General features: G+C 38.5%; 19 protein-coding genes. 3 read left to right on the top strand and 16 right to left on the bottom strand.

Annotated elements, in window-relative coordinates; translation table 11 throughout:
- Positions 1 to 87 precede the first annotated feature (87 nt).
- The 15 genes from LI954_RS15760 to LI954_RS15690 form a co-directional block, all read right to left on the bottom strand.
- Positions 88 to 831: a WxL domain-containing protein gene (locus LI954_RS15760; protein ID WP_202067104.1), complete on the bottom strand. Its 744-nt coding sequence runs from the start codon at positions 829 to 831 to the stop codon at positions 88 to 90.
- A 76-nt stretch (positions 832 to 907) separates the two neighbouring features.
- Positions 908 to 1717 carry a WxL domain-containing protein gene (locus tag LI954_RS15755; RefSeq protein WP_229444956.1) on the bottom strand — a complete coding sequence of 270 codons (810 nt, stop codon included), beginning with the start codon at positions 1715 to 1717 and terminating at the stop codon, positions 908 to 910.
- Entirely contained in the window at positions 1714 to 2076 is a 363-nt protein-coding gene (locus tag LI954_RS15750; protein ID WP_229444955.1) for an LPXTG cell wall anchor domain-containing protein, read from the bottom strand. Before LI954_RS15750 ends, LI954_RS15755 begins: the two co-directional genes overlap by 4 nt.
- 15 nt (positions 2077 to 2091) lie before the next feature.
- Positions 2092 to 6000 (bottom strand): pectate lyase-like adhesive domain-containing protein, encoded by a 3909-nt coding sequence (locus tag LI954_RS15745; RefSeq protein WP_229444954.1) that lies wholly within the window; start codon positions 5998 to 6000, stop codon positions 2092 to 2094.
- 307 nt (positions 6001 to 6307) lie between these two features.
- Positions 6308 to 7021, bottom strand: coding sequence for a winged helix-turn-helix domain-containing protein (locus LI954_RS15740; RefSeq protein ID WP_202069105.1), 714 nt, complete (start codon positions 7019 to 7021; stop codon positions 6308 to 6310).
- A gap of 220 nt (positions 7022 to 7241) precedes the next feature.
- Positions 7242 to 8354, bottom strand: coding sequence for a tyrosine-type recombinase/integrase (locus LI954_RS15735; RefSeq protein WP_202069106.1), 1113 nt, complete (start codon positions 8352 to 8354; stop codon positions 7242 to 7244).
- 1171 nt (positions 8355 to 9525) lie between these two features.
- The gene (locus tag LI954_RS15730) at positions 9526 to 11421 is read right to left on the bottom strand and encodes an acyltransferase family protein (protein ID WP_229444953.1); all 1896 of its coding nucleotides are present in this window, start codon (positions 11419 to 11421) and stop codon (positions 9526 to 9528) included.
- Between the two features lie 344 nt (positions 11422 to 11765).
- The gene (ilvA, locus tag LI954_RS15725; RefSeq protein WP_229442496.1) at positions 11766 to 13022 is read right to left on the bottom strand and encodes a threonine ammonia-lyase IlvA; all 1257 of its coding nucleotides are present in this window, start codon (positions 13020 to 13022) and stop codon (positions 11766 to 11768) included.
- 202 nt (positions 13023 to 13224) lie between these two features.
- Positions 13225 to 14220, bottom strand: coding sequence for a ketol-acid reductoisomerase (ilvC, locus tag LI954_RS15720; RefSeq protein ID WP_202069109.1), 996 nt, complete (start codon positions 14218 to 14220; stop codon positions 13225 to 13227).
- A 38-nt stretch (positions 14221 to 14258) separates the two neighbouring features.
- Positions 14259 to 14741 (bottom strand): acetolactate synthase small subunit, encoded by a 483-nt coding sequence (ilvN, locus tag LI954_RS15715; protein WP_202069111.1) that lies wholly within the window; start codon positions 14739 to 14741, stop codon positions 14259 to 14261.
- A gap of 2 nt (positions 14742 to 14743) precedes the next feature.
- Positions 14744 to 16432 carry a biosynthetic-type acetolactate synthase large subunit gene (ilvB, locus tag LI954_RS15710; protein ID WP_229442497.1) on the bottom strand — a complete coding sequence of 563 codons (1689 nt, stop codon included), beginning with the start codon at positions 16430 to 16432 and terminating at the stop codon, positions 14744 to 14746.
- A 14-nt stretch (positions 16433 to 16446) separates the two neighbouring features.
- Positions 16447 to 18138, bottom strand: a complete 1692-nt coding sequence (gene ilvD / locus LI954_RS15705; protein ID WP_229442498.1) for a dihydroxy-acid dehydratase — start codon at positions 18136 to 18138, stop codon at positions 16447 to 16449.
- A 410-nt stretch (positions 18139 to 18548) separates the two neighbouring features.
- Positions 18549 to 19064: a hypothetical protein gene (locus tag LI954_RS15700; RefSeq protein WP_202069115.1), complete on the bottom strand. Its 516-nt coding sequence runs from the start codon at positions 19062 to 19064 to the stop codon at positions 18549 to 18551.
- Positions 19065 to 19192: 128 nt separating this feature from the next.
- Entirely contained in the window at positions 19193 to 19504 is a 312-nt protein-coding gene (locus LI954_RS15695) for a hypothetical protein (RefSeq protein WP_229444952.1), read from the bottom strand.
- Positions 19505 to 19566: 62 nt separating this feature from the next.
- Positions 19567 to 19722 carry a hypothetical protein gene (locus tag LI954_RS15690; RefSeq protein WP_229444951.1) on the bottom strand — a complete coding sequence of 52 codons (156 nt, stop codon included), beginning with the start codon at positions 19720 to 19722 and terminating at the stop codon, positions 19567 to 19569.
- Positions 19723 to 20076: 354 nt separating this feature from the next.
- Here LI954_RS15690 and clpP point away from each other — a divergent pair, with 354 nt between their 5' ends.
- Positions 20077 to 20673 carry an ATP-dependent Clp endopeptidase proteolytic subunit ClpP gene (clpP, locus tag LI954_RS15685; protein ID WP_202069118.1) on the top strand — a complete coding sequence of 199 codons (597 nt, stop codon included), beginning with the start codon at positions 20077 to 20079 and terminating at the stop codon, positions 20671 to 20673.
- A gap of 139 nt (positions 20674 to 20812) precedes the next feature.
- The gene (locus LI954_RS15680; protein ID WP_229444950.1) at positions 20813 to 21337 is read left to right on the top strand and encodes a DsbA family protein; all 525 of its coding nucleotides are present in this window, start codon (positions 20813 to 20815) and stop codon (positions 21335 to 21337) included.
- Between the two features lie 132 nt (positions 21338 to 21469).
- On the opposite strand, the gene LI954_RS15675 is transcribed toward LI954_RS15680, so the two are convergent.
- Entirely contained in the window at positions 21470 to 22063 is a 594-nt protein-coding gene (locus tag LI954_RS15675; protein WP_229442501.1) for a TetR/AcrR family transcriptional regulator, read from the bottom strand.
- 184 nt (positions 22064 to 22247) lie between these two features.
- Between LI954_RS15675 and LI954_RS15670 the strand changes: the two genes are divergently transcribed.
- Positions 22248 to 22760: a flavodoxin domain-containing protein gene (locus LI954_RS15670; RefSeq protein ID WP_267491520.1), complete on the top strand. Its 513-nt coding sequence runs from the start codon at positions 22248 to 22250 to the stop codon at positions 22758 to 22760.
- The last annotated feature ends 408 nt before the right edge of the window (positions 22761 to 23168 follow it).

Raw genomic sequence — 23168 nt, 5'->3', positions numbered from 1 at the left:
GTTCTATGTATATACATTGATTGAAAAAGTAAGCTGGTAAATAATTACCAGCTTACCCCAATAAAACATAAAACTAATGGTTCTTTATTATGCAGTAGCACCCATTGTCCAAGTAACTGTTGCTTCATAATGACCTAATGTCATAGCAGAAGCTACACTTGTAGGAATTGCTAACTCAACAGAGTTTGCATCTGTTCCAGGAGTACCTGCTTCAGAAGTTGCGCTTTGACCAAATTCCAATGTCCATAGACCGCTTCCTTCGCCAGCTGCTGCAGAAACAAATGTTTTTGCTCCTTCTTCTGTGCTCAATACAACGGATGCCGGAACTGCCGCTGCAATTGTTCCTGTTCCTGATGTTGCCAATAGTGGGTTTGTGTATGTGATTGATGCGCCATCAAGCGTTGTTGTGCCATTTGTAAATTGGCTTGTCAATTCACCGGTAATTGTATACCCAGTGTATGAACCAGTCACATCACCAAATGATACGATATTACCACGTGTTCCGCCAGCTGGTAATTGAAGAGCTTCAGCACTTGCTTCAGTTGTACCAACAGAAATTTGACCAAACTCTAGATTTGATACTGAAATAATTCCTTTGTTTTCGATATCTGGGTTTATTACAATACCTGGTGTTTCTGGATCAATCTCAGGTCCTTCTGGGTTTTCCGGGTCAACAATATCTGGATTTTCTGGATCAATCGTTCCTCCAATTACCTCTACATGTCCTTTAGAATCCAATGATACTTGATCTGCACTTGCTGCTACTGATCCTACTGTTGCTGCTCCGATTGTTGCTACTAACGCTACTGCACATAATTTTCTTAATTTCATTTTTTGTTCCTCCTAGATTTTGTGTGATATATATACAAATGGAATGACTCCAATTTGCCGAATGTTAAGTGCTGCTTTATTCTGTTGGTGCAGCTTCCAAACTCCACGTTAATGTGGTGGTATATTGAACCGGATAAATGTTAATCGTTTCCGGTACGCTTAATGATACCGCTGAATTACTGTAGCTGGGCTTATTAAAGATTGGATCAATAATGGCATTGCCATTTTTATCCGTCAACGCAGTCAGAGTGTTCTCCTGATTCGAAGTATTTTCACCTGATGCGCCAAAGGCAATCGTCCAAACGCCTTTCCCTTGACCGCTTCCAGCAACTGCCACGGTATACGCTGTGTTCATTTCGTTGATTGCCAGAGTATCCCGACTAACCGTTGGCGTTTGACTGTTTCCAGCCGAGTTTGCCCAACCATTGCCAAAAGACAATACTGCTCCCTTTAAGCTCTGATCCTCAAGTGTTTGAATGATCGAGCTGGTAAATGGTGTATCCTGAGACAAGGTTAACGACCACCCGGAGGGTTCCGAACGAAAATCACTCACTTGGATATAATACCCGCGAGCAGCCGTATCACTGTGAAACAGCTGGGCCAATGACTCATACGTTCGATTCGTCTCTGTGATTTCAGCCGCCGCAAAATTCAGACTGGAAACGAAGTCTATTCTGAGATCACCGGTGGTGGATGGTCCTTCACCGGGATTGACTTCGTTCCCCGGCTTTTCCGGATCAACAGGCGGACTGATGTCCTTACCTACCACATTCACAGAACCACTGCCGTCCAGACTGGAGGCGCAGGCCTGTTCTCCAACAGCTGCCGTCATACCGGCGAAAAGAAGCAGAGCAAGCGAACACTTGAAATAAGTAATAAGTTTCATAGCTCCTCCTTCTTTCTCCGACGGAAGAGAAGGAAGGCGATCAACGCCGCGATTAGACCTGCTCCCATCAGGCTGTACTTTTGTACGATTTCACCTGTGCTGGGAAGGGTTCCCCCTCCTTGTGGTTTTGTTACTGTCACTGCACGGCTGCTGGAAGTTTGTGTTGGTTCAGCAGTCGATGATTCTGTTATTGACGGCTCTGTCGTTGAGGACTCAATAGTCCCCTCATAAAATGTAATTTGTCCTTTACTGTTGACTTGCCCTCCAGCACCCATTGTTGCCAGTGCAGTTGGCGAGAACCCAGCTATCCCAACCAGGAACAGGGCAAGACTCAGGAGGAAAGCTTTTCTTATATTCATTTTTTTCCTTCCCTTCTACGGTTGTCCAGCCATGATTGTCCAAGTCACTACACCAGAATAGGTACCGATACTTGACACCGTGGTTTTAGTTGGGTCTGCAACTAATTTCAATCCAGGATCTGCTGACGTATCGCCCCATGTGCCAGTGACATCAAAGGTACCCCCAGAGGCATTGGTATAAATAGGCTGATTGCCGGAATCCAAGGTTAGAGAGATTTCCTCTCCTGCACTGTCCACATACCAAAGGGCTTCGTTCATTACAGAACCTGTTTCATCATTTTTCATGTTTGTAGTTAATGCGGCATACAATGTCCAGCCATCGGCTTGATTGGCACGAGTATCTGTAACCACCAAATCACCATCCGTGCTTGGATTGTCTACTCGCTGCACCTTCGCATTGTACGTGATGCTGCCAAAGTCAACGGTTGATGGTGCTGATTTTAGAAACAGCTGCCCTGTGACTTTATAGGTCACCGTTTGTGCAGTCTCTGTAATAGAGAAATTGGTTTCATTCTCCGGTCGCACACTGATCTCATACCCTGCTGTTTCCAGCGCTGTCAGCTGATCCTGAACCGCTTGGAACTCACTGCTGGTTAAGTCAATCACATCCCCCACATTTAAAGCAGTATCAATGGTTTGACCTTCCCCAATTGTCAGGGTATAGCCGGATAATACTGTTCCGCTCTCATCTTCAAACTGAACGGTCAATACGGCATCCATGTTGATGACAACGACCTGAATCGTTGTTGTTAATGGCGTAGACAACCCTGTTTCTGCGTTTGCCGGCACCGTTAACGTCACCACATACGGCGTATCCGGTCGTAAATTACCGTACTCATTCAAACCGCCAAAATCACTAACCTGAACATACTCTGTTAAATCAGTGAACGTACCATTAGCAATATTAAATGCTTCCGGCTGACTGTTCGCCAGAATATATGCTGCTAATTCTGCATCTGTCAGGTCTCGAATATCGACATAAGCTACTTCTAAATCATTGGCAGTAATACCTGAAGCTTTTTCATAAACAATTAATGTCGCTTCAATCACCGCTGTATTCGGTGCAGCATTGCCGTCTGCATCTGTAGCTCGATCCGATACATTGATTTTAATGGTGTGTGTCCCTACAGTGTTTCGTTGGAGCTCAGCTTCTGCTTCATCCGTATAGGCATAATCAAAGCCGGTATTGATTGGACTGGTATCCGCTGCATCCTTCACGAACGCACTTGGATCAGGCAGATCATCTCCCTGACTGATATAGAAAGTCACCGGTGTGGCTGTAGGCGGCGTCTTATCCAAAACAACCTGTGTCGGTTCTTCTGATTTCAGATTGGCGAACCCATACGCATGGATGACATTTCCAGCAGTGAAATAATTTCCAGAGCTGATTGTATACGACCAGTTGCCGTCACTGTCCGCCTGAACAGTAAAGTTATCACGCGTTTCCTGCGCCATTCCGGTATCTTCAACGGGTGATTCAATCGTATCATTAACCCCTTTTTCTTTTGCGGAAGTCGTCCCGTTCAGTGCTTCTTCCCAAAGTCGAATGTAGGTGCCCGGAACTGCATACCCATACACTGTATACGAGCCCGGATCATCTGGATTATCATTCGAGATACTATGAATGGAGACACTTGGATCTGGAATTCGGGTAAACAGCACACGCTGTTGTCCTCGAGTTGTAAAGTTTTCCTTAAAGCTGTTCAGTGTAGCATTTGTCATAGAGTTGGCAGAGGTTATCGTTGGGTTATAGCTGTTATTATAATTAAGCAGCATACTTGACATTGGTACATAATCAAAATCGTAACCGGTGTCTGCTGTTGTTCCACCGCTCATGTTATTCAAATTCCATTGAAAAACATTTTGCACTGAAACTTCCAAGATTCCTCCGGAATAAATTAAACCATTATTGGTAGACGTAGCAGAACTCATCTCTTTAGTTCTTTGTAAGTTTACTCTCTGAGCATCTGAAAATTGGAAAGTAGATGCTGCATTATTCATAAAAATTAAGTGTTGATTAACAGAAGTACTGTCACTTTGAATATCAAGACTACCTTTTTTTCCAATCACAAAACTCACAGGATATGGCGACCAAATCATATGGGTATTAGAGGTGCCCATATTAGTTCCCTTCACGTTCAAAGTTCCATTTACATTAATAGAACCTCCACCCAAATAAATTGGATTTAGAACAATATTGTTTCCAGAACCTGAATAAGAATCCACACTAATATTGACTTCTGCTCCTTCTAAAATGTCAATAGATGCATCAGTAGAGTTAAGACTTAGAACTGCGGGTTGTACTGAGTGATGGGAAGTCAGGTTAACTATTGAATTTTTACCAACTTCAATGTTACCACCACGCAAACTTAAAACACCCGCATATCCTTCTCCCGCATTATTCGGACCGTTTCTAACTGCTTCCATTTGTACATTTTCTCCGATAATTAAGTCCCCACCAGGCCATAAATCAATAACAACCCCACCAATTGAAGAAAGAAACACTGTTGCGTTATCTTCAAAAGTTGCATTAGAGACACCTATTGTCTGGTTATTGTTGTTATTCACTTGAAAGTAAGAAAAATCTGTACTTCCACCATAGTTAACACCATTCGATCTCAGTGGATTGCCATCTTTACCGATTGAGCGATAAAATTCTTGCTGCTCTAGATGGATATTTCCACCGAAATAAAGTGTAGAGGCTTCTGCCTGAACGAATTGTGCTCCATAATCGGTAACATCCACAAAACGTTGCCAACACTCACGTTCGTATACATCATTTAAATCCTGAATTTCAATAGGTCCCCAATAATTTCCATGGAAGAAATTGATATTCTGATAGGTTTGATGCCATCGTAAGTTAAAACCACTGCCATCATTCAAAGTCACATTATTTACACATAAAGTAACTGAACCGAAATCCATGGAGTAGCCATTACCTTCAAGAGTAAATGCTCTTGCTGCTCCACTGACATTCGTGTAAAGGAACTGTGTACCCCCAGATATAATGTTCACGCTAGTGGTACCTCCAAATATATTTGTCGCAACATTATTTATATCTGGTAATTGGTAACCCACACTTGTCACTCCCATTGGAAACACGATATCATTCGCTAAATTAATCTCCGTTACGCTGCGATTTGCGTAAGCCAAGAAAAATGTGATCATGTCATTCACCGATTTAATATGAACAAAGTTCTCACCATAGGTCAGTCTTGAGTTACTCAAATAGGACGTCATACCTTTTCCAGCTTCTGCCTGAGGCAACACAGGATAATAAAATGGTGCGTAAGGATTTACAGATTTAACTGTAATGTTTTGCAGCGTAATATCCCAGTAACTAGAAGTATTCGTTGCTGCATTCATAAAGCCGATTGCTAAATTTCCAAAGTCAAAGGTATATCCATTTCCATCAATAACCAGTGATCTGGAAATTGCAGCCTTGCTGACAAACAAAAAAGCATTGCCGGCAGCAAGATTCACAGAATCTTTATCAAACAGACCTTCATAGTTATTGAGTGTACCTGTAAGCTGGATATCATTTGCTAATGAAATCGTTGTGATACTTGAATCAGCTAAGGCTTCAACAAATGTTTGCCAGTCAGTGACTTCTGCCGTACCGGCTGCAAGCAGATTTACTGCTCTCTTCTCCACCGGAAAAACAGCACTTTCTTCTGTCTCTTTTTCAGCTTCTTCCTGAGTTTGAGAAGTCTCTGTCTGCTCTTTCTCCACCTCATTTCTCAGCATGCTGCTGTCTGCTGCAGGTATTATATCCTGCTGCAATAAATCTGTTCCGCTGGAGCTTATTTCAGTTTTAACAGCCTCTTCATTCGCCTTAATCGGAGTACTCAAGGTCCACTGGAATACTAAACCTGTAAGTGCAATAGACAAAACAGCTGTCAAACTTTTTTTCCCGATTTTCATATTTTTTCAACTCCTCCCCTTTTCTATTTTTTGTGTGTCGGACAGCACACTATATTTCATTTTTCTGACTATCCAATTCTATCCTTCTAATCCACGGGAACACTTTCCTCTCATACCTCTTATTCTTTACCAGAATAAATCCGATTTGATATTGGTATACGTGATTATTTATTTGTCCCAGTCTTATAGTAAGATGATCTAAATTTGTGATAGCAGAAAAAGTGAAACCAAATTATTCATAAAACAACTATCAATGTGCAGCTGAATTACCCAGAAACTACGAATTACTTTTAAAAGATAATTCTTTTTAATTCAGGCTCAGCATATAGCCCTTTGATCGAACCGTTTTGATAATGCTGGAATTAATATTCTGCAATTCCAGTTTTTCTCTTAAATGGAAAATCAAATTTGCCACCCGATATTTGGACCCTTTATAAGCATCGTCCCAAATATTCTCATAAATTTCTTTATAAGAAAGCCCTTGAGACTGATGCTCATACAGAAGGGACAATAGTTTAAATTCGAGGCGGGTTAACGTAACTTCTGTCCTCTCTTTACCGATTTGGACACTCAAGTTATTCGGCAACAATTTGAAATGACTAACTGCCCCCGATTGTACTTCCTCTTTTGAATCCAGCGGTTTATCATTCTCTGTTCCGCTTGCTTTTTTTTGACGATTCAGCAGATTTTTTATTGTCAGAGTCATCTCCTCCGGTTCATTTTCATTGCTAAAAGTTCCATCCGCACCTAAATGAAGATAGATAACTTTTTGAACAGCTGTTGGTTTTTCTGACAATACCCAAATAAATGAATTTGATCGTTCTCTAATTTTCATTATGATGCCGCACGTTTCACTTAAATTCTTTTCATTTTCTTTCAAAAGAACACCATCCAGATCTGAAAGAATCGTATCCATGTTGTTCACATCTACTGTAACTAATTTGTACTGATTTCTGCCAAGCTTCTCGACATATGTACGCTCAAATTCCTCTACCGGTTGGGTTATCCCTATGTTGTACATACTGATTCCTCCTCACTTCATTTCTGTTTGATGTATATTTTCTTAAAAAGTTATCTAGCAATACACCATAACATCAAAAATTTCCTGCAATACTTTTTTACGTTTAGATAGTATAATTATGTAATGGAATCAGTTCTTCCAAGAAAAATCACTGCTTCGGCATATCTGACAGGAGTTCCTGTCAGATATGACCAAAACAGTGACGGCTTTAAAATCAGTTTTATTTGCTTCTGTTAAATTGCTCCAAGTCAATCAAATTCATTGCTTCTTTTCGTTTTTCCCAAAATGAATCCGTATAGGTATCCAGTGTTAATTTAATGGACGTGTGTCCAAGTATTTTACTTAATGATGCAATATCTGCTCCATTTTCTACACATCTGGTAGCAAATGTATGACGAAGACAATGGAAGTTGATATTTCTGATACCGGTATACTTTAGAAGTTTTTTGAAGTGATAATTAATCACCCTGGGCTCAGTAAAGCCTTCCGAGCAGGAAACAACATACTCTGAACAACTGCTCTTTTTTAGTTTTACCAAGTAATTTTTGAGGTTTACAGCCAGTGGAATTTTACGTAGTGAACTTTTTGTTTTTGGCTCTCCCATAATAATCATCGTTGTATTCTGATTATCCGGGTCTGGAATTCGCTGAAGAGTTCGATTCACAGAAATAATTTCTCTTGTAAAATCAATATCCTCCCACCTTAACCCGCTTATCTCTCCAATCCTCATCCCGGTTGCCAGACTGATGATTACAGCTGAATAATAGGTATTTCTAAAGGCGGCTTCTTCAAGTATCTTTTGTTCTTCTACAGACAAGGACCGAATACCCTTTCTTTTAATAGAAGGAAGTACAATATTTTTATAAGGATATTTATTTAAATATCCGTTAACAACAGCATAGTTCAAACTGTTCTTTAAGATAGTCAAAATAATTTTAACCATATTAATGGAATAGCCCTGAGACAGTAGAAATTCAATAAGTGCCATAACATCGGTTCTTTCCAGCTGGTTCAATTTTTTTCTGCCCAGAAAAGGAATAATATGATTTCTAATTTTTGATTCATAACTTGACCAGGTTGAAGGCTTCACTCTATTTTTAACCACTTTATGAAGCCAGTAAGTGAACCATTCAGAAGTAGTTCCTGAATAAATAGTTTTATTACTGTCAATAAATTCCGATTGATATTTAATTAATTTTTCTTTTACTTCACTGTATCGTTTACCATAAACATACCCATATATGAGACGATTTTCTTTATTTCTTGATTTTTTATACCTGCCTTCCCATCGTCCATCTTTTCTTTTATAAATATTTTCACCTTTTCTTGGCAAGCTCCCTCACTCCTAATATTGACTAATTTTTTGACGGCTCAAAAAGTATTGGAAAAGTACAACCACAATAAAAATACATTATGAAAACGAAAAAGATTCTCATTTTTTTTATGTTTCACCAAAAAAAATGAAAAAAAATGATTGATTTTAAGATTTACTATGACTAAAATTTAGAGTATAGTGAGTATAGTTAAATTTGTAAAAATCACGTTTATTTTTCAAAAGATAATATATTTTATTTCTTGGAAGAACTGAATACAAGAATATTTATCAATTAACTTTTTTAGTTAATTGACTGATACTTTTATTTATTTTTTAAATTAAAACTGGTATAAGTTCATTAAAAAACTGAGCTTATACCAGTTTTTTTACTCAAAAACACCAATGAAATGACCCCTTTAGGGCTTTTCATTGGTGTTTTACTATGAACTGATACTCCATAACAATAGATTTTTTTCGTTGCATTCAGTCAATACCTACAACTTCTGATAAGTTGATTGCTCGTCTATTTCATATCGTTTTACAAAATGGACAAGGCATGCTATCTATAATCGCAATCGGATCATTTGTAGAGAGTTCATCTATCCATCCTTGCTAAATAAGCTGCATTATTTCAGTATCGTTCGCCTTATTTCCGAGATGTTGCCTGCGATTACTCAGCACAGTTTAGGACCGACAAGTGCTAGTTCTACTTTGCCACTTCTGCTTATATTCGTACTTTAGCAGAATGGTATGCGTAGCGGAGAAGAACTGCTGTCTCTGCGAGTCTAACGATTCTCGAGACAAAACATTACACTGTATCCGTTTTTCTGCGTCTACGATTCTCACTACACTACACGACACTTCGTTTCGATCTCATCAATTTCTAAACGGCAGAGCCGCTAAGAATTGAAGGGCTTCGTTCCAATCCTCGAAGCATGTCTGAGGGGCATGTAAGAACTTGCTTCTACGCTTCTTACGAATGCTCGAATCATACAAAGACTGGAACACCGTTTATTTGGCTTTAGGCGGCTCAGACATCCTAATGTCACAGAGCCTTTTATTTTATCATTGTTTTGAGTTTATCTTATGCCATATTTTTTCAGCTAGTATATCGGATAATCTGTTAATGAATCAAAAATAGACAACACACAGGATTTTCATCTGTTGGATGCCTCACTAAAAATTTCTCTTATTTCTCTATACCATTTATTAGACTTTTGGAAATCAGCTCTGCATATTTAACCTGACCCTCAATATTTGGATGAACAAAATCTTCATAAAACCACTCATCATGATCCTTGCTAACTCCGTACCAGTCAATAATCGTCAAGTTTGAGTATTTATTGTTCATTGCTTCCAGCAGACTATTCACTTCGTTTTGCCACCTTCGTGTCGGTACCCGAACATTCAACCAGTATACCTGCCGTTCACTCCCAATAATTTGCATAACACTGTCAAATTGTGCTTCTGTAAATAAGCCGTTTGTACCCAGACTAATCAATACAGTATTTTTCAGCTGATTATCTGTTTTCAACTGCTGCAAAGCTTCTCCACTACTGTAAAGCTGTCGGCCTACTTCTCCATCAATAATCATCTTTGGGAAAATAGACTGCAAGATGCCCGCACCGTCCAGTATAACTGAATCGCCAAAAACAGTTACTTCGAGCTCCTGAGCATTGGCCCATTCTTTATCCGTCAACCCGTAATGAGCAGGATCAGCTATCTCCCCTTCAGTCGCTGAATCTGATGTAAACGTTGAAGTTGTACTGCTCTCAGTGTTTTCTTTATTGGCCTGTCTTCGTTCCTCAGCTCGTTTTTTATTGTTTGCGATGGTTTCCTGCAGCTGCTGTTGATCTGCTGTTACATAATTTGAGGGGGCAATGGTCCAGCTGTATGCGGCCATACCAAACAATACAACACCTATTACAAAAGTGACTTTTTGAACAGTAATCCATGGTCTTTTGACTAAATCTTTTAATGCATACCAGATATATTTATAATAAAAAGCGCCTAATGGTTTTTCTATAAATCTATAGGAAAGCTCGCTGATCCCCAAAATTAAAATTATTTCAATAATTGAGTGAAGAACGAGGTATTCATTCAAATCTTTGATTCTGGCTTCATAAAAAATCATCACAGGAAACTGGTAAAGATAAATCCCATAGCTTCGTTTTCCGATCCATGTAAAAACAGGATTTGTCAGCCACTTATTAAGGTCTGCTCCCGGATGAGCGGTTATTGCAACAAGGAGAGTGGAAAAAATACTCAATACAAACATTCCACCACGATAAATAAAGCTGTAATGGTCTGCTAAAAAAATAAATGACAGTATAACTGCTGCCAATGAGACACATCCGATACCATTCAAAAGGTAACGTGCTTTTTGCGGAATCTCTTCTTTTAATCTAAGTGTTGGCCAAACAAAAGCTAATCCGCTTCCCAGCAAGATGGAAAACAAACGTGTATCAGTTCCATAATAAACTCTTGTAGGATCTGCTCTTGGAACATAAAGCATTGCCATCAGCAGAGCAGAAAAACAGGCCGCTGTTAAAACAGCACTGACAATCTTTTTATTGGTTTTTAAATATCTTTTTAAAAGGATAAACATTAAGGGCCAGACCAAGTAGTTTTGAGCCTCAACGGCTAAAGACCAGATATGAGTGAACGGTGATTGAGTTGCAAAGCGATCAAAGTAGGAAAATCCATGAAATATCTGCCACCAGTTATTATAATATAACAAGCTGCTGGCTATGACTCCCCGTAGATTATTCAACAAATCTTTTTGAAAAAAGACGATATATGCTGAGGCGGAAATTAACATAACGATTAATCCCGGATATAACCTTTTCATTCTTCTTATATAAAATCCTTTAACATCTATTTCATCATTTTGGAGCCATTCCTGACGTAGTAAATCTGTAATTAAGTACCCCGAGAGAGTAAAAAATATCGGCACTCCCAAATATCCTCCACTCATGATTCGCGGAGACAAATGATATAGGATAACCCCGACAACAGCAATCGTCCGAATCCCATCGAATCCGGTGATATAACGGCTATTTTTCAGCCTTTTATTCTGTTCCATCTATATACCAACTTTACTATAATCTATTTTAAGGTCATTATTTTTAATTTTTAAAAAGCTTTTTCAGCTATAAATTAAATATACGTCCTTTCAGTAAAAATGGCAAGCAGTCTTTTTCGTTTTCAACGAAAACTTTACTAATTTTTATGGTAGCTGGAAATAATCATTATTATTATTTTTTTTAGATAAAATTACTCATAATTTTTTTTATTTATATTTATTATTTTTGATATATTTCAACCGCTTTCATCTATTTAAAATAACAAAAAACTTTCCATTTATTCTAATTTAATAAATGAAAAGCTTTTTGTTTTCGTCTCAAAGTTCAGTCAGCACTTATTATTTTAAACAAGTAATGCATATAGCGACTCGTTCTCACTTAAATCTATATAGGTTGGATCGAATGCGCTGAGATTCTTTATAAGCTGAGCATGATCTTCTTTTCTTTTCAGAAGAATACCCAGGATTACTGGACCAGTCCCTCTGTTTACCTTCTTCGTATATTCGAATCTTGTAATATCATCATCCGGTCCAAGTACATCATTTACAAATTCTTTCAAGGCTCCAGGTCTTTGAGGAAAATTGATAACAAAATAATGCTTCAGACCTTCGAAAATCAATGAACGTTCTTCAATTTCGGCCATCCGATTAATATCATTATTTCCCCCGCTGATGATACAAACCACGGTTTTCCCTTTAATTTTTCCCTTCATCTGTTCCAAAGCGGCAACACTTAGTGCTCCTGCAGGTTCTACAACGATTGCCTGCTTGGAATAAAGTTCTAAAATAGTTGAGCAAATCTGTCCCTCATCCACTGACAGCAGCTGATCAACAGATTCGACTGCATATTCATAGGTTTGATTACCCACCTTTTTTACAGCTGCTCCATCTACAAATTTATCTACACTCGATAATTCAATCGGCCTGCCTGTTTCAAAAGCAGCTTTCATTGACTGAGCCCCTTTTGGTTCAACACCAATGACCGTTGTAATTGGACTGACTGCCTTAGTGTAAACAGAAGTTCCGCTGATCAATCCGCCTCCGCCGATTGCTGAAAGCAGATAGTCAATCTGTATTGCTTCTTCTTTTACCTTATTAAAGATTTCCACTGCGACGGTTCCCTGTCCCGCCATAATATTTAAATCATCAAATGGATCAATAAAGGTCTGCTTATTTTGAACAGCATATTCTTTTGCTGCCTTCGCAGAGGCATCAAATGTATCTCCTACCAATTGAATAGCTACTTCATCCCCACCGAAAAACTGGACCTGTGAAATTTTCTGCTGAGGCGTTGTTGTCGGCATAAAAATTGTCGCGGGTACCTTCATTTCATGACAGGTGTACGCTACGCCCTGTGCATGGTTTCCAGCACTGGCGCAGACAACACCGTTAGCCAACGTATCAGGGGAAATTTGAGAAATTGCATAGTAAGCGCCCCTGAGTTTGAACGACCTCACTTTCTGAAGGTCCTCTCTCTTCAAATAGACATTGCACTGATATTTTTGAGACAGATAGACATCATATTGAAGAGGCGTTTTAATTACTACCTTTGCAAGATGCTCATATGCTTCAGCTATCTTTTCTTTTGTAAGTTTTGTCACGCTCTTCTCTCACCTCTTTGTCTGTATCTGCTGTACTAGTGTGTGCTTGAAAACGCAAGCGGCGACGGCGAATATTTTAATGATTTTTATAGAACTCATCGTCATAACTATTCGTTTATGAACCACATAAACTGTGTTTTCTTCCTTGATCTCAACAAAAATCACTGAAAAATTCAAATTCCACTAACTTTTCAGACACGCCCTAGTCTTTTTGAGAAACAAACGGCATCATTTTTCTTAATTCCGCACCCACTTTTTCAATCGGATGTCCTGCATTTTCTTCACGCATTTTATGGAATTCTTTAAAGCCGTTCTTGTTATCATCTACAAATCCCTTCGCAAAATTACCGTTTTGAATATCTGTCAATACATCTTTCATGTTGGCTTTTGCCTGTTCAGTAATCACACGAGGACCGGAAACATAGTCGCCATACTCTGCTGTATTTGAAATAGAGTTACGCATTTTTTCAAATCCACCCTCATAAATCAAATCTACAATTAGTTTAATTTCATGACAAACCTCAAAATAAGCAAGCTCTGGCTGATATCCTGCCTCTGTAAGAGTTTCAAACCCAGCTTCAATCAAACTTGTCAGCCCGCCGCATAAAACAGCCTGTTCACCAAACAAATCTGTTTCTGTCTCTTCTTTAAATGTTGTTTCCAGAACACCCACACGTGTTGCTCCAATGCCTTTTGCATAAGAAAGAGCCAAATCTCGTGCAGTTCCTGTTGCATCCTGATAAACAGCAAATAATGCCGGTACTGCAAAGCCCTCAGTAAATGTACGACGAACTAAATGTCCCGGTCCTTTAGGTGCTACCAAGAAAACATCTACTTCCTTTGGAGGTTTGATAACATCAAAATGAATATTGAAGCCGTGAGCAAAAACCAACGCATCCCCTGCATCCAAATTTGGCGCAATTTCGTTATCATAAAGATCTCCCTGAATTTCATCAGGTGCCAAAATCATAATCAGTTGAGCTTTTTTTGCCGCTTCTGCTACGGGCAGTACTTCAAATCCGTCATTTCTTGCTGCATCAGCAGATTTCCCTTCTCTGATTCCAATAACAACCTGGTTCCCATTATCTCTTAAGTTTTGAGCGTGAGCATGTCCCTGAGAGCCATACCCGATAATTGCTGTTGTCTTTCCTTCTAATGCATTTTTTTCCACTGAATCGTTGTAATAAACTTTTACCATAATTGTAAAACCTCCAAATTTTTATATTAAAACTCCACTTAGTGATTGCCACGAGTGAAGCCTGTTACTCCAGTACGAGCTAATTGCTTAATACCATAGGGTGCTACAACATCAACAAATGCACTGATTTTTTCACTGGTTCCTGTTACTTGAATAACCACTGTTTTTGTGCCGACATCAATGACATTTGCTCTAAAAGGATCAATGACTGAAAATAATTCTGAGCGGATCGCTGCAGGCGCATTTAGCTTAATCAGTGCGAGTTCCCGTTCCAAATGAGGTTCATCTGTAATGTCAGAAACCTTGATAACATCAATCTGCTTATTCAGCTGTTTAGTAATCTGCTCACTTTCATTCAGATCTTCAACTTGGACGATAATTGTAATTCTGGATATATTTTCCTGTTCAGTCGGTCCCACAGAAATACTGTCTATATTCACTTGCCGCCGTGTAAGAACCCCACTGAAGCGATTTAAAACACCAGAATTATTGTATACTGTTGCAGTAATAATTCGTCTCATCATTAGTCCACCCCCAGCATCTGATAATTTGGCTTACCTGCCGGTACCATCGGCAATACATGTTCTGTTTGAGAAACACAAACTTCAATTAGAATCGGACCGTTTTCTTTAAAGGCTTTTTCCAGCTCTGCTTCCACTGTTTCAGGATTGGAAATTCGAACCGCTTTGATTCCATAAGCTTCTGCCAGCTTAAGAAAATCCGGCTGACTTGCAAATACAGATTCTGAGCGCCGCTGGTTAAAGAAGCATTCCTGCCACTGTCTAACCATTCCCAAAGACTGATTATTCAATAAAACAATTTTTATCGGCAAATTGTAATCATTCAAGATAGCCATTTCCTGATTGGTCATTTGAAAACCGCCGTCTCCTACAAACAGCACAACTTCCTTATCTCTGCATCCCAGCTGTGCACCAATCGCTGCCGGTATGCCATAACCCATCGTTCCCAGACCACCGCTTGTAATCAATTGCTTTTCATTTTTGAATGGGTAAAACTGAGCAGTCCACATTTGATGTTGACCTACATCTGTAGCAACAATTGCTTCGCCGTCTGTCAGCTTACCGATATATTCAATGACCTTCTGCGGTTTAATTTCTTCTTTTTGTTCTTTATCATATTTGAATGGATGCAGTTTTTTTCTTGAAAGGTTAATTTTTCGCCAGTCTGTCCAAGTATCAGCATCTTCAGCAATATCAACTGCCAGCATCTCTTTGAGTGTTTCTTTTGCATCAGCCACTATTGGGATCTTTGTTTCGATAATCTTTCCGATTTCAGCAGGATCAATGTCTATATGTGCCACTACTGCATTTGGTGCAAATTCCTGAGGCGCACTCGCCAGACGATCATCAAATCTTGACCCTATATTTATCAGTAAATCACAATCGGTTAACGCCATGTTAGCTGCAAAAGAGCCATGCATTCCGCCCATTCCAAGAAATAGTTCATGATTGGAAGGAATCGCCCCAAGACCAAGTAAGGTACTTAATACGGGAAGCTGATATTTTTCAATAAACGCTGTCAGCTCTTTGCTTGCATTTGCCTGAACCACGCCGGCTCCGACAATAACAAGCGGTTTTTTTGCATATGACAGCTCGTCCATTAGTTTTTTTACCTGCAGCTTATTAGGATAGACAGTCGGCTGATAGCTCGGCAGAACCAGCTCTGGAGGATTATCTGAACCAGATTCAATAATCTGCATGTCTTTTGGCAAATCAATAACTACCGGTCCTTTTCTGCCGGTTGTTGCAATATGAAAGGCTTCATCAATAATTCTGGGAAGCTCGCTGCTGTCTCTTACCTGATAGTTATTCTTGGTAATCGGCATTGTAATTCCGACCATATCAGCTTCCTGAAATGCATCTTTTCCAATACCGTTTGTTGTTACCTGACCTGTGAACACAATCAGAGGAACTGAGTCGCTCATTGCATCAGCTATACCTGTTACTGCATTTGTTGCTCCCGGACCGCTGGTTACTACTACCACGCCAGGCTTTCCTGTTGCTTTTGCATAGCCCTCTGCTGCATGAACGGCTCCCTGTTCATGCCTTGTCAGGATGTGAGGAATTTCACCGTCATATAACGCATCGTATAATGGCAGAACTGCCCCTCCGGGATACCCGAAAATCATCTCTACATTCTGTCTCAATAAAGAATCAATCAGCAGCTTCGAACCGCTCTTTATATTTTCCATAACTCCTCCTCCTTCTAATCCAATAAATCACTCGGGATTCTCATTATTCCCCCAGTATGAGCAGAAGTAACAAGTGCAGTATATCTTGCCAGATATCCCGTTTTCACTTTTGCTTTGAAAGGTTCAAGGTTCTTTCTTCTTTCTGCCAACTCTTCATCGGATACCCGAACATTCAATGTCCGCTCTGTTAAATCAATTTCAATTTCATCATCGTCTTTAATTAACGCAATAACTCCGCCTTCTGCTGCTTCAGGAGAAATGTGCCCCACAGCGATTCCCCTTGTTGCTCCGGAAAAACGGCCGTCCGTAATCAACGCTACTTCTTTCCCTAATCCGCGGCCAACAATACTGGACGTAGGAGCCAGCATTTCAGGCATCCCCGGACCGCCTTTTGGTCCTTCATAACGAATAACAACTACATGACCTTTTTTCACCGTGTGATTATCAATTGCTTCAACTGCTTCATCATGTGAGTTAAAGCAGATTGCTTTACCTGTAAACACCTTAATCGACGGATCTACACCTCCTACCTTTATAACGCTGCCTTTCTCGGCAATGTTCCCATAAAGGATTGACAGACCGCCTACAGGACTGTAAGGTGTTTCTTTTGGATGAATCACTTCTTCATTCTTAATTTGTGCATTTTCAACATTCTCCCGAAGTGTCTTTCCTGAAACTGTTATGCGGTCAGGATGGATTGCATTCTCCAAATCAACCAGTTCCTTCAAAATAGCGGAGACACCACCTGCTTCATGCACATCATGCATCGAATAAGCAGAAGATGGAGCAATTTTAGATAGATAAGGAACTCTTTTAGCAATTCCATTGACTGACTCAAGATCGTAATCAATTTCAGCTTCGTTAGCAATTGCCAATGTATGAAGAACCGTATTGGTTGAACCACCCATTGCCATGTCCAGAGCAAATGCATCATCAATTGCTTCTTTGGTAATAATGTCACGCGGTTTAATCTGCTTTTTAACAAGATCCATTAAACGGAAGGCAGATTCACGAATCAGTTCTCTTCTTTCTTCTGAAACAGCTAAAATAGTCCCATTGCCAGGAAGCGCCATTCCCAATACTTCCATCAGACAGTTCATGGAGTTTGCCGTAAACATACCGGCGCAGGAACCACAGGTCGGACAAGCATTTTGTTCCATAAAGTTAAATTCTTCTTCTGTCATTTGACCTTCTTTAAACGCCCCGACTGCCTCAAACATGGAGGATAGCGTTGCTGTATGTCCTTTCGGATCAATTCCCGCTTTCATAGGTCCGCCTGAACAGAAAATTGCAGGAACATTGGTCCGAACGCTGGCCATCAGCATCCCCGGTGTAATCTTGTCACAATTTGGAATATAAAAAACTCCATCAAACCAATGTGCATTGATCACTGTTTCAGCAGCATCTGCAATAATTTCCCTGCTTGGGAGAGAATAGCGCATCCCGATATGTCCCATTGCAATTCCGTCATCTACTCCGATGGTATTAAACTCAAACGGAATTCCACCGGCTTCTCGGATTGCTTCCTTGGCAATATCCGCCAGTTCTCTTAAATGGACATGTCCGGGAACGATATCAATGTAAGAATTACAAATTGCTATAAATGGTTTCTCCATATCTCTGGCACTTTTCACCTGACCTGTTGCATACAGCAGGCTTCTAGCCGGGGCTGCTTCTATTCCTTTTTTAATCATATCGCTTCGCATTTTTATCACTCCAATTCCAGTTTTTATGACATTCCATTTAATTTTCTCCTACAAAAAAAGCATCCCATTGATGGGATGCCTTAGCAAGAATCCCATTCACTAAAGACGAATAGGACTCAAACATCTGACAAAATCTCAGTGTTCTAAGTCCTCAAATATAAAATAATGACTAAATCAAAATTTGTTGTCTTTCTCATAAGAATGGATTCTCCTTTATGTAACTATGAATATAATTAAAATAAAATGTGAATTCGAAAAGCTTTTGTTAACTATAAACCCTACAAATTAGAATGTCAATAGAAAATTCAGAAAATTCAAAAAATCGAAAATGTCTTTCTATAAATAAAAAGCACGTAATTAAGTATACAGCTACTTAACATTACGCACTTTCTAACTCCTATTCATTTTCATCATTTTCTGCTGAAATAATAAATAGGCTGATTGGTTAATCGTTTCATTTGTCTTTTCTTATCTTCAATAATAGACAGAAGTTCTTCAGAGAAATTCTCCAGGATTACTCTTCCGCCTTTATACGTATTTCCCCCAATAGACGCCACTTCATCAGGAGTAATAATTACTTTACGATGAATAATTTTTTGGAAAAATACATCAATCAAATAAGTCGGCAGATAAAAGTTATTCTGAGCAGAAAAAGATTCCAAATAAATGAAATCATCAATACTTATATAGCAGTCATCCACAGACAAAAAATGAACAGTTTTATCGATGTAGATATCCCTTTTCTGCAAAATTTCATTAATCTTTTTATTCAATAGATTTAAAGATTCTATTTCTTTGACAAAGTGTTCCAGGTCACGTCGCCGATATTCTTTTCTTTCTTCAAATGAAGCACGTAATCCTATACTGACTATAGTAATAATTGCTCCTACAAATACACCTGACATTCCTACAAAAAAAATTAGCATCTAATTTTACCTCACAATAATTGATCTTCATAAAACAGTATAACATACCCATAAATAATGGAAAAATGTAACGTGTGATCTATTTTCAAAATAAGAACAGCTTATTTTATACATTTTTTATTATAAGATTATTCACAATACTGATCTCCAACAGCCAATAAATGATCTTTTGTTACAGGAAAAACCATGTATTTGTCCAGAGTTGTTTCAAATTTTTCTCCAAAGATATCTTGAAGGTATCCGTACTGTTCACACTCTTCCAAAAAGCATTTTGTTTCTTTTTCATCTCTTAAAATTATATCTCTCATATCATATTGATCAGTAACGGGACAACTATTTCCTGAATAGATTGAAATCATATTCCAAAGAATGCTGGAAATCGACATTATCAATCCATCTAGCTTGGCATATTCACATCTGCTCTTTCTTTCCGTTTCCATTACCAAAGAGAGCCTTGGAGAAGCTGTCATATAAACAGCTGGATCAAGAGAAATCAGTCTATCTAAACCGCTTTTTTTAACTCTTCTTTTGTAAAAAAGCCATCATCATTTTTTACAAAAGCTGACAAAGCAATATAATAGTTTCTGCAATTGACCATTATCTCAGGATTAGAATAAATAATGTGATACTGCTGCATAAATTTACTTTGCCTTTTCATATATTTTTTTATGTTCTCCTCCGCATCAAAAGAATATTCAGAGCCGCTCCATACTTCCTCCTGCCAAGCCCTATTTTTATTGAACCTTCCAGAAATAACAACTGCACATAAACATGTTCCCAACATCAAAACAAATTCAGCATGTAAATGCTAACTCCCACTCCAAGATTTCTGCTGAAAACCGCAACAATTAACAAAGTTTTAAATACTTTATTAAGACATAATTTTTATTAATAAAAAGAATGCAATTTCATTGACCTTTATTGACCATTACAGTATACTTTTTTTATGCATTCGAAACAGCGATATGTTAGAATGTGAGTGTGGAGCTTTGTATATAGGAGGAATTTAATTATGAATTTAATACCAACAGTTATAGAACAATCATCTCGCGGCGAAAGAGCCTATGATATTTATTCACGGCTATTAAAGGATAGAATCATTATGTTAAGCGGTCCTATCGATGATAACGTGGCAAACTCAGTTATTGCTCAGTTATTATTTTTAGATGCACAGGATTCTGAAAAGGATATTTATTTATATATCAACTCTCCGGGCGGAAGCGTTTCAGCTGGTCTGGCTATTTTTGACACAATGAATTTTGTTAAGGCAGATGTTCAGACAATTGTACTTGGAATGGCTGCCTCTATGGGAAGCTTCTTGCTGACAGCCGGTCAAAAAGGAAAACGATTTGCATTACCGAATGCTGAAATTATGATCCATCAACCGTTAGGCGGTGCACAGGGTCAGGCAACTGAAATCGAAATTGCTGCAAAGCATATCTTGGACACACGTGAACGCTTAAACAAAATTTTAGCAGAACGTACAGGTCAACCAATTGAAGTTATTGAAAAAGACACAGACCGAGATAACTTCATGACTGCTCAGCAGGCAAAAGAGTATGGTTTAATCGATGAAGTAATGGAAAACAGCAGTTCATTAAGCAAATAATAATGGAATGACTTGACTGGGATAATTACTGTCCCAGTTTTTTTGTACTGTCATTAATTTAATCAGGCATCCTATCTGTAATTTTATACTGAATATAGTAAACTGAGAGAAGCAATAAAGTAGAAAGAAGGAATAAACCATGGATATTTCTGTAATTGATGCATCAAAAGTAACTGAAAAGGATGGTTTGGTTATTGGCAAAAAGACCGCTCCAGTTAAAATCATTGAATTTATGAATGTTCGCTGCCCCTACTGTAAAAAATGGTTCGAGGAAAAGGACGAGCTTTTGACTAAATATGTTAATGAGGGCAAGCTTCAACGGATCATTAAACTTTTAGACAAGGAAAAAGAATCCCTTCAGCCCGGCAATGTAATGCATCGGTTTATTAATTATGACCTTCCGGTAAAAGGTTTGACAGATTTACATCAAATGTTTGCCACTCAAGATCAATGGGGGCATTTGCCTTTGGAACAGGTTGCAGAATTTGCCAGAGATAATTTGCAAATTACTGAAAGAGACAATCATACTGTTTCACAAAATGTTATTGCTGAAGCAGAAGCTGCAAATATTAAATTTGTACCAACAGTAGTTGTCAAAGAAGCAATTTTTGATGAAAGTATTACTGATGGAGAATTAATCAATATTATTGAAAGTCACTTGTAAAATGCATCTGACCTAAAAAGATGGGACCAGAGATCTATTCTTAAGAGTATCACCGAATGCTGAATGAATCAGCAATTTTCCGGTGATACTCTTGTTTGGAATTCTATCAAAATTCATCGTTACAGCGAGATTCTAACCCAATCCTCGAATCAGCATATCCACATATGCTTCCGCCATTTGCTTGCCCGCTTTATCCAGTACCATATTGTTGCTTACGCAATGAAAAACAAAGCCCATCAGTGCAATCAAATGCAGTTCTGCTGAGTGTTCATTTGCAGCAGAAAACATACCTTGTTCTTTTCCAGTTAAAATCAGTTGTTGCAATATACCAATTCCCTGGTTATCCTCTTCCATCTTTTCATCTTCAATTTTTGGAGAAGTCATCATGATTGCTTTAAACTTTTCCGGGTATTTCATCATCGTATAAATGAATATTAAGCTGCACATTCTTATCAGCTCATTCGGCTGCAGATGGCTGCTCACTTCAACCGTCTTTTTTACTTCTTCCACTACTTCAAGATACACTGTATAGGAAATATGATTGAGAATCTCTTCTTTATTTTCATAATAATTATAAATAGTTGCGGGAGCATACCCAATTTTTCCGGAAATCTTCCTAATTGAGAGTTTTTCAATTCCTTCAGCCAAAATAATCGCTACAGCAGCATCAAAAATTTTATTTTCAATGACTGTTTTCTCCCGCTCTCTTCGTTCTCTGCTATTCATAAACATCTCTCCCAAAAAATGAACACTGTTCAAAAAATTATTTTTATTAATCATAATTTATAAAGCTATTATTTTCAATCTTTTATTATTTACAAATTCTGTATTTATGATATTATAAGAACAAAATATGAACATCGTTCACTAAAAATACATCGTTCAAAAAGGAGATGCTATTATCGATACTTTGCTCATTTACGATTCTAAAAAAGGTGGAACTAAAGAGATTGTACAATTGATTGCTGATCAACTTAAACAGTCTGTTAACATTTTTCCTGTTGACGATATCCAACTTGCAGATCAACTTTCAGATGCAGCTCAACTTGTTTTTTGTGCTCCAGCCTATGCAGGTCAGCTTCGAAAACCCACCCGTCAGTTCTTAAAGAAATACGAATCGGTTTTTAAAGAAAAAGAGTTATATCTGGTAAATACAGGTATTCAGTTTGATCAGGAAAAAGTAGACGTACAACTTGAAAATATTTTTCCTAAAGCGTTGTACAAACATGCAAAGCTGATAATTTTCGCAGGAACCATTACACGTTTAGAGAAAATGAATTTCTTTGAGCGGATGATTTTGAAAAAGATATTCAAAGATGAGAATATTCCTTTTGATGTACACCACCCTTACAAAAAAATCAATCAGGAAAACATTCAATTTTTAGTGGATAAGCTAAACAGCGAGAATGTCTATTCAAGATGATTATTGGCAATTCAAAAGAAAAAGAGAGCAGATTGGATTATCCGCAAAGGGACTGTGACATAAGTATGTCTGAGACCCCTAAAGCCGAATAAACAGTTGTTCCAGTTGTATAATCCAAGCATTCGTAAGAAGCATAGGAGCAAGTTCTTATATGCCCCTCAGACATGCTTCGAGGATCGGAACGAGGTCCTTCAATTCTTAGCAGCTTTGCCGTTTAGAAATTGATGAGATCGAAACGAAGTGTTGTGTTGTGTTGTGTAGTTGAGAACTGTAGACGCAGAACACTTTATACGAAAACTAAAACGCTAAAAAAGCAAAAAAAGGCTACCCCCTACTAATCGCGTAGTTAGCCAAAATGGTATAGAGCACTTCAATGAATAGGGATTGAGGTGTTCTTTTCATTTGATA

This window comes from Enterococcus sp. CWB-B31, assembly GCF_020567645.1.
GTDB lineage: Bacteria > Bacillota > Bacilli > Lactobacillales > Enterococcaceae > Enterococcus_L.
Note: the sequence above shows the minus strand (reverse complement) of the source record. Positions and strands in the feature narration are given on the sequence as shown.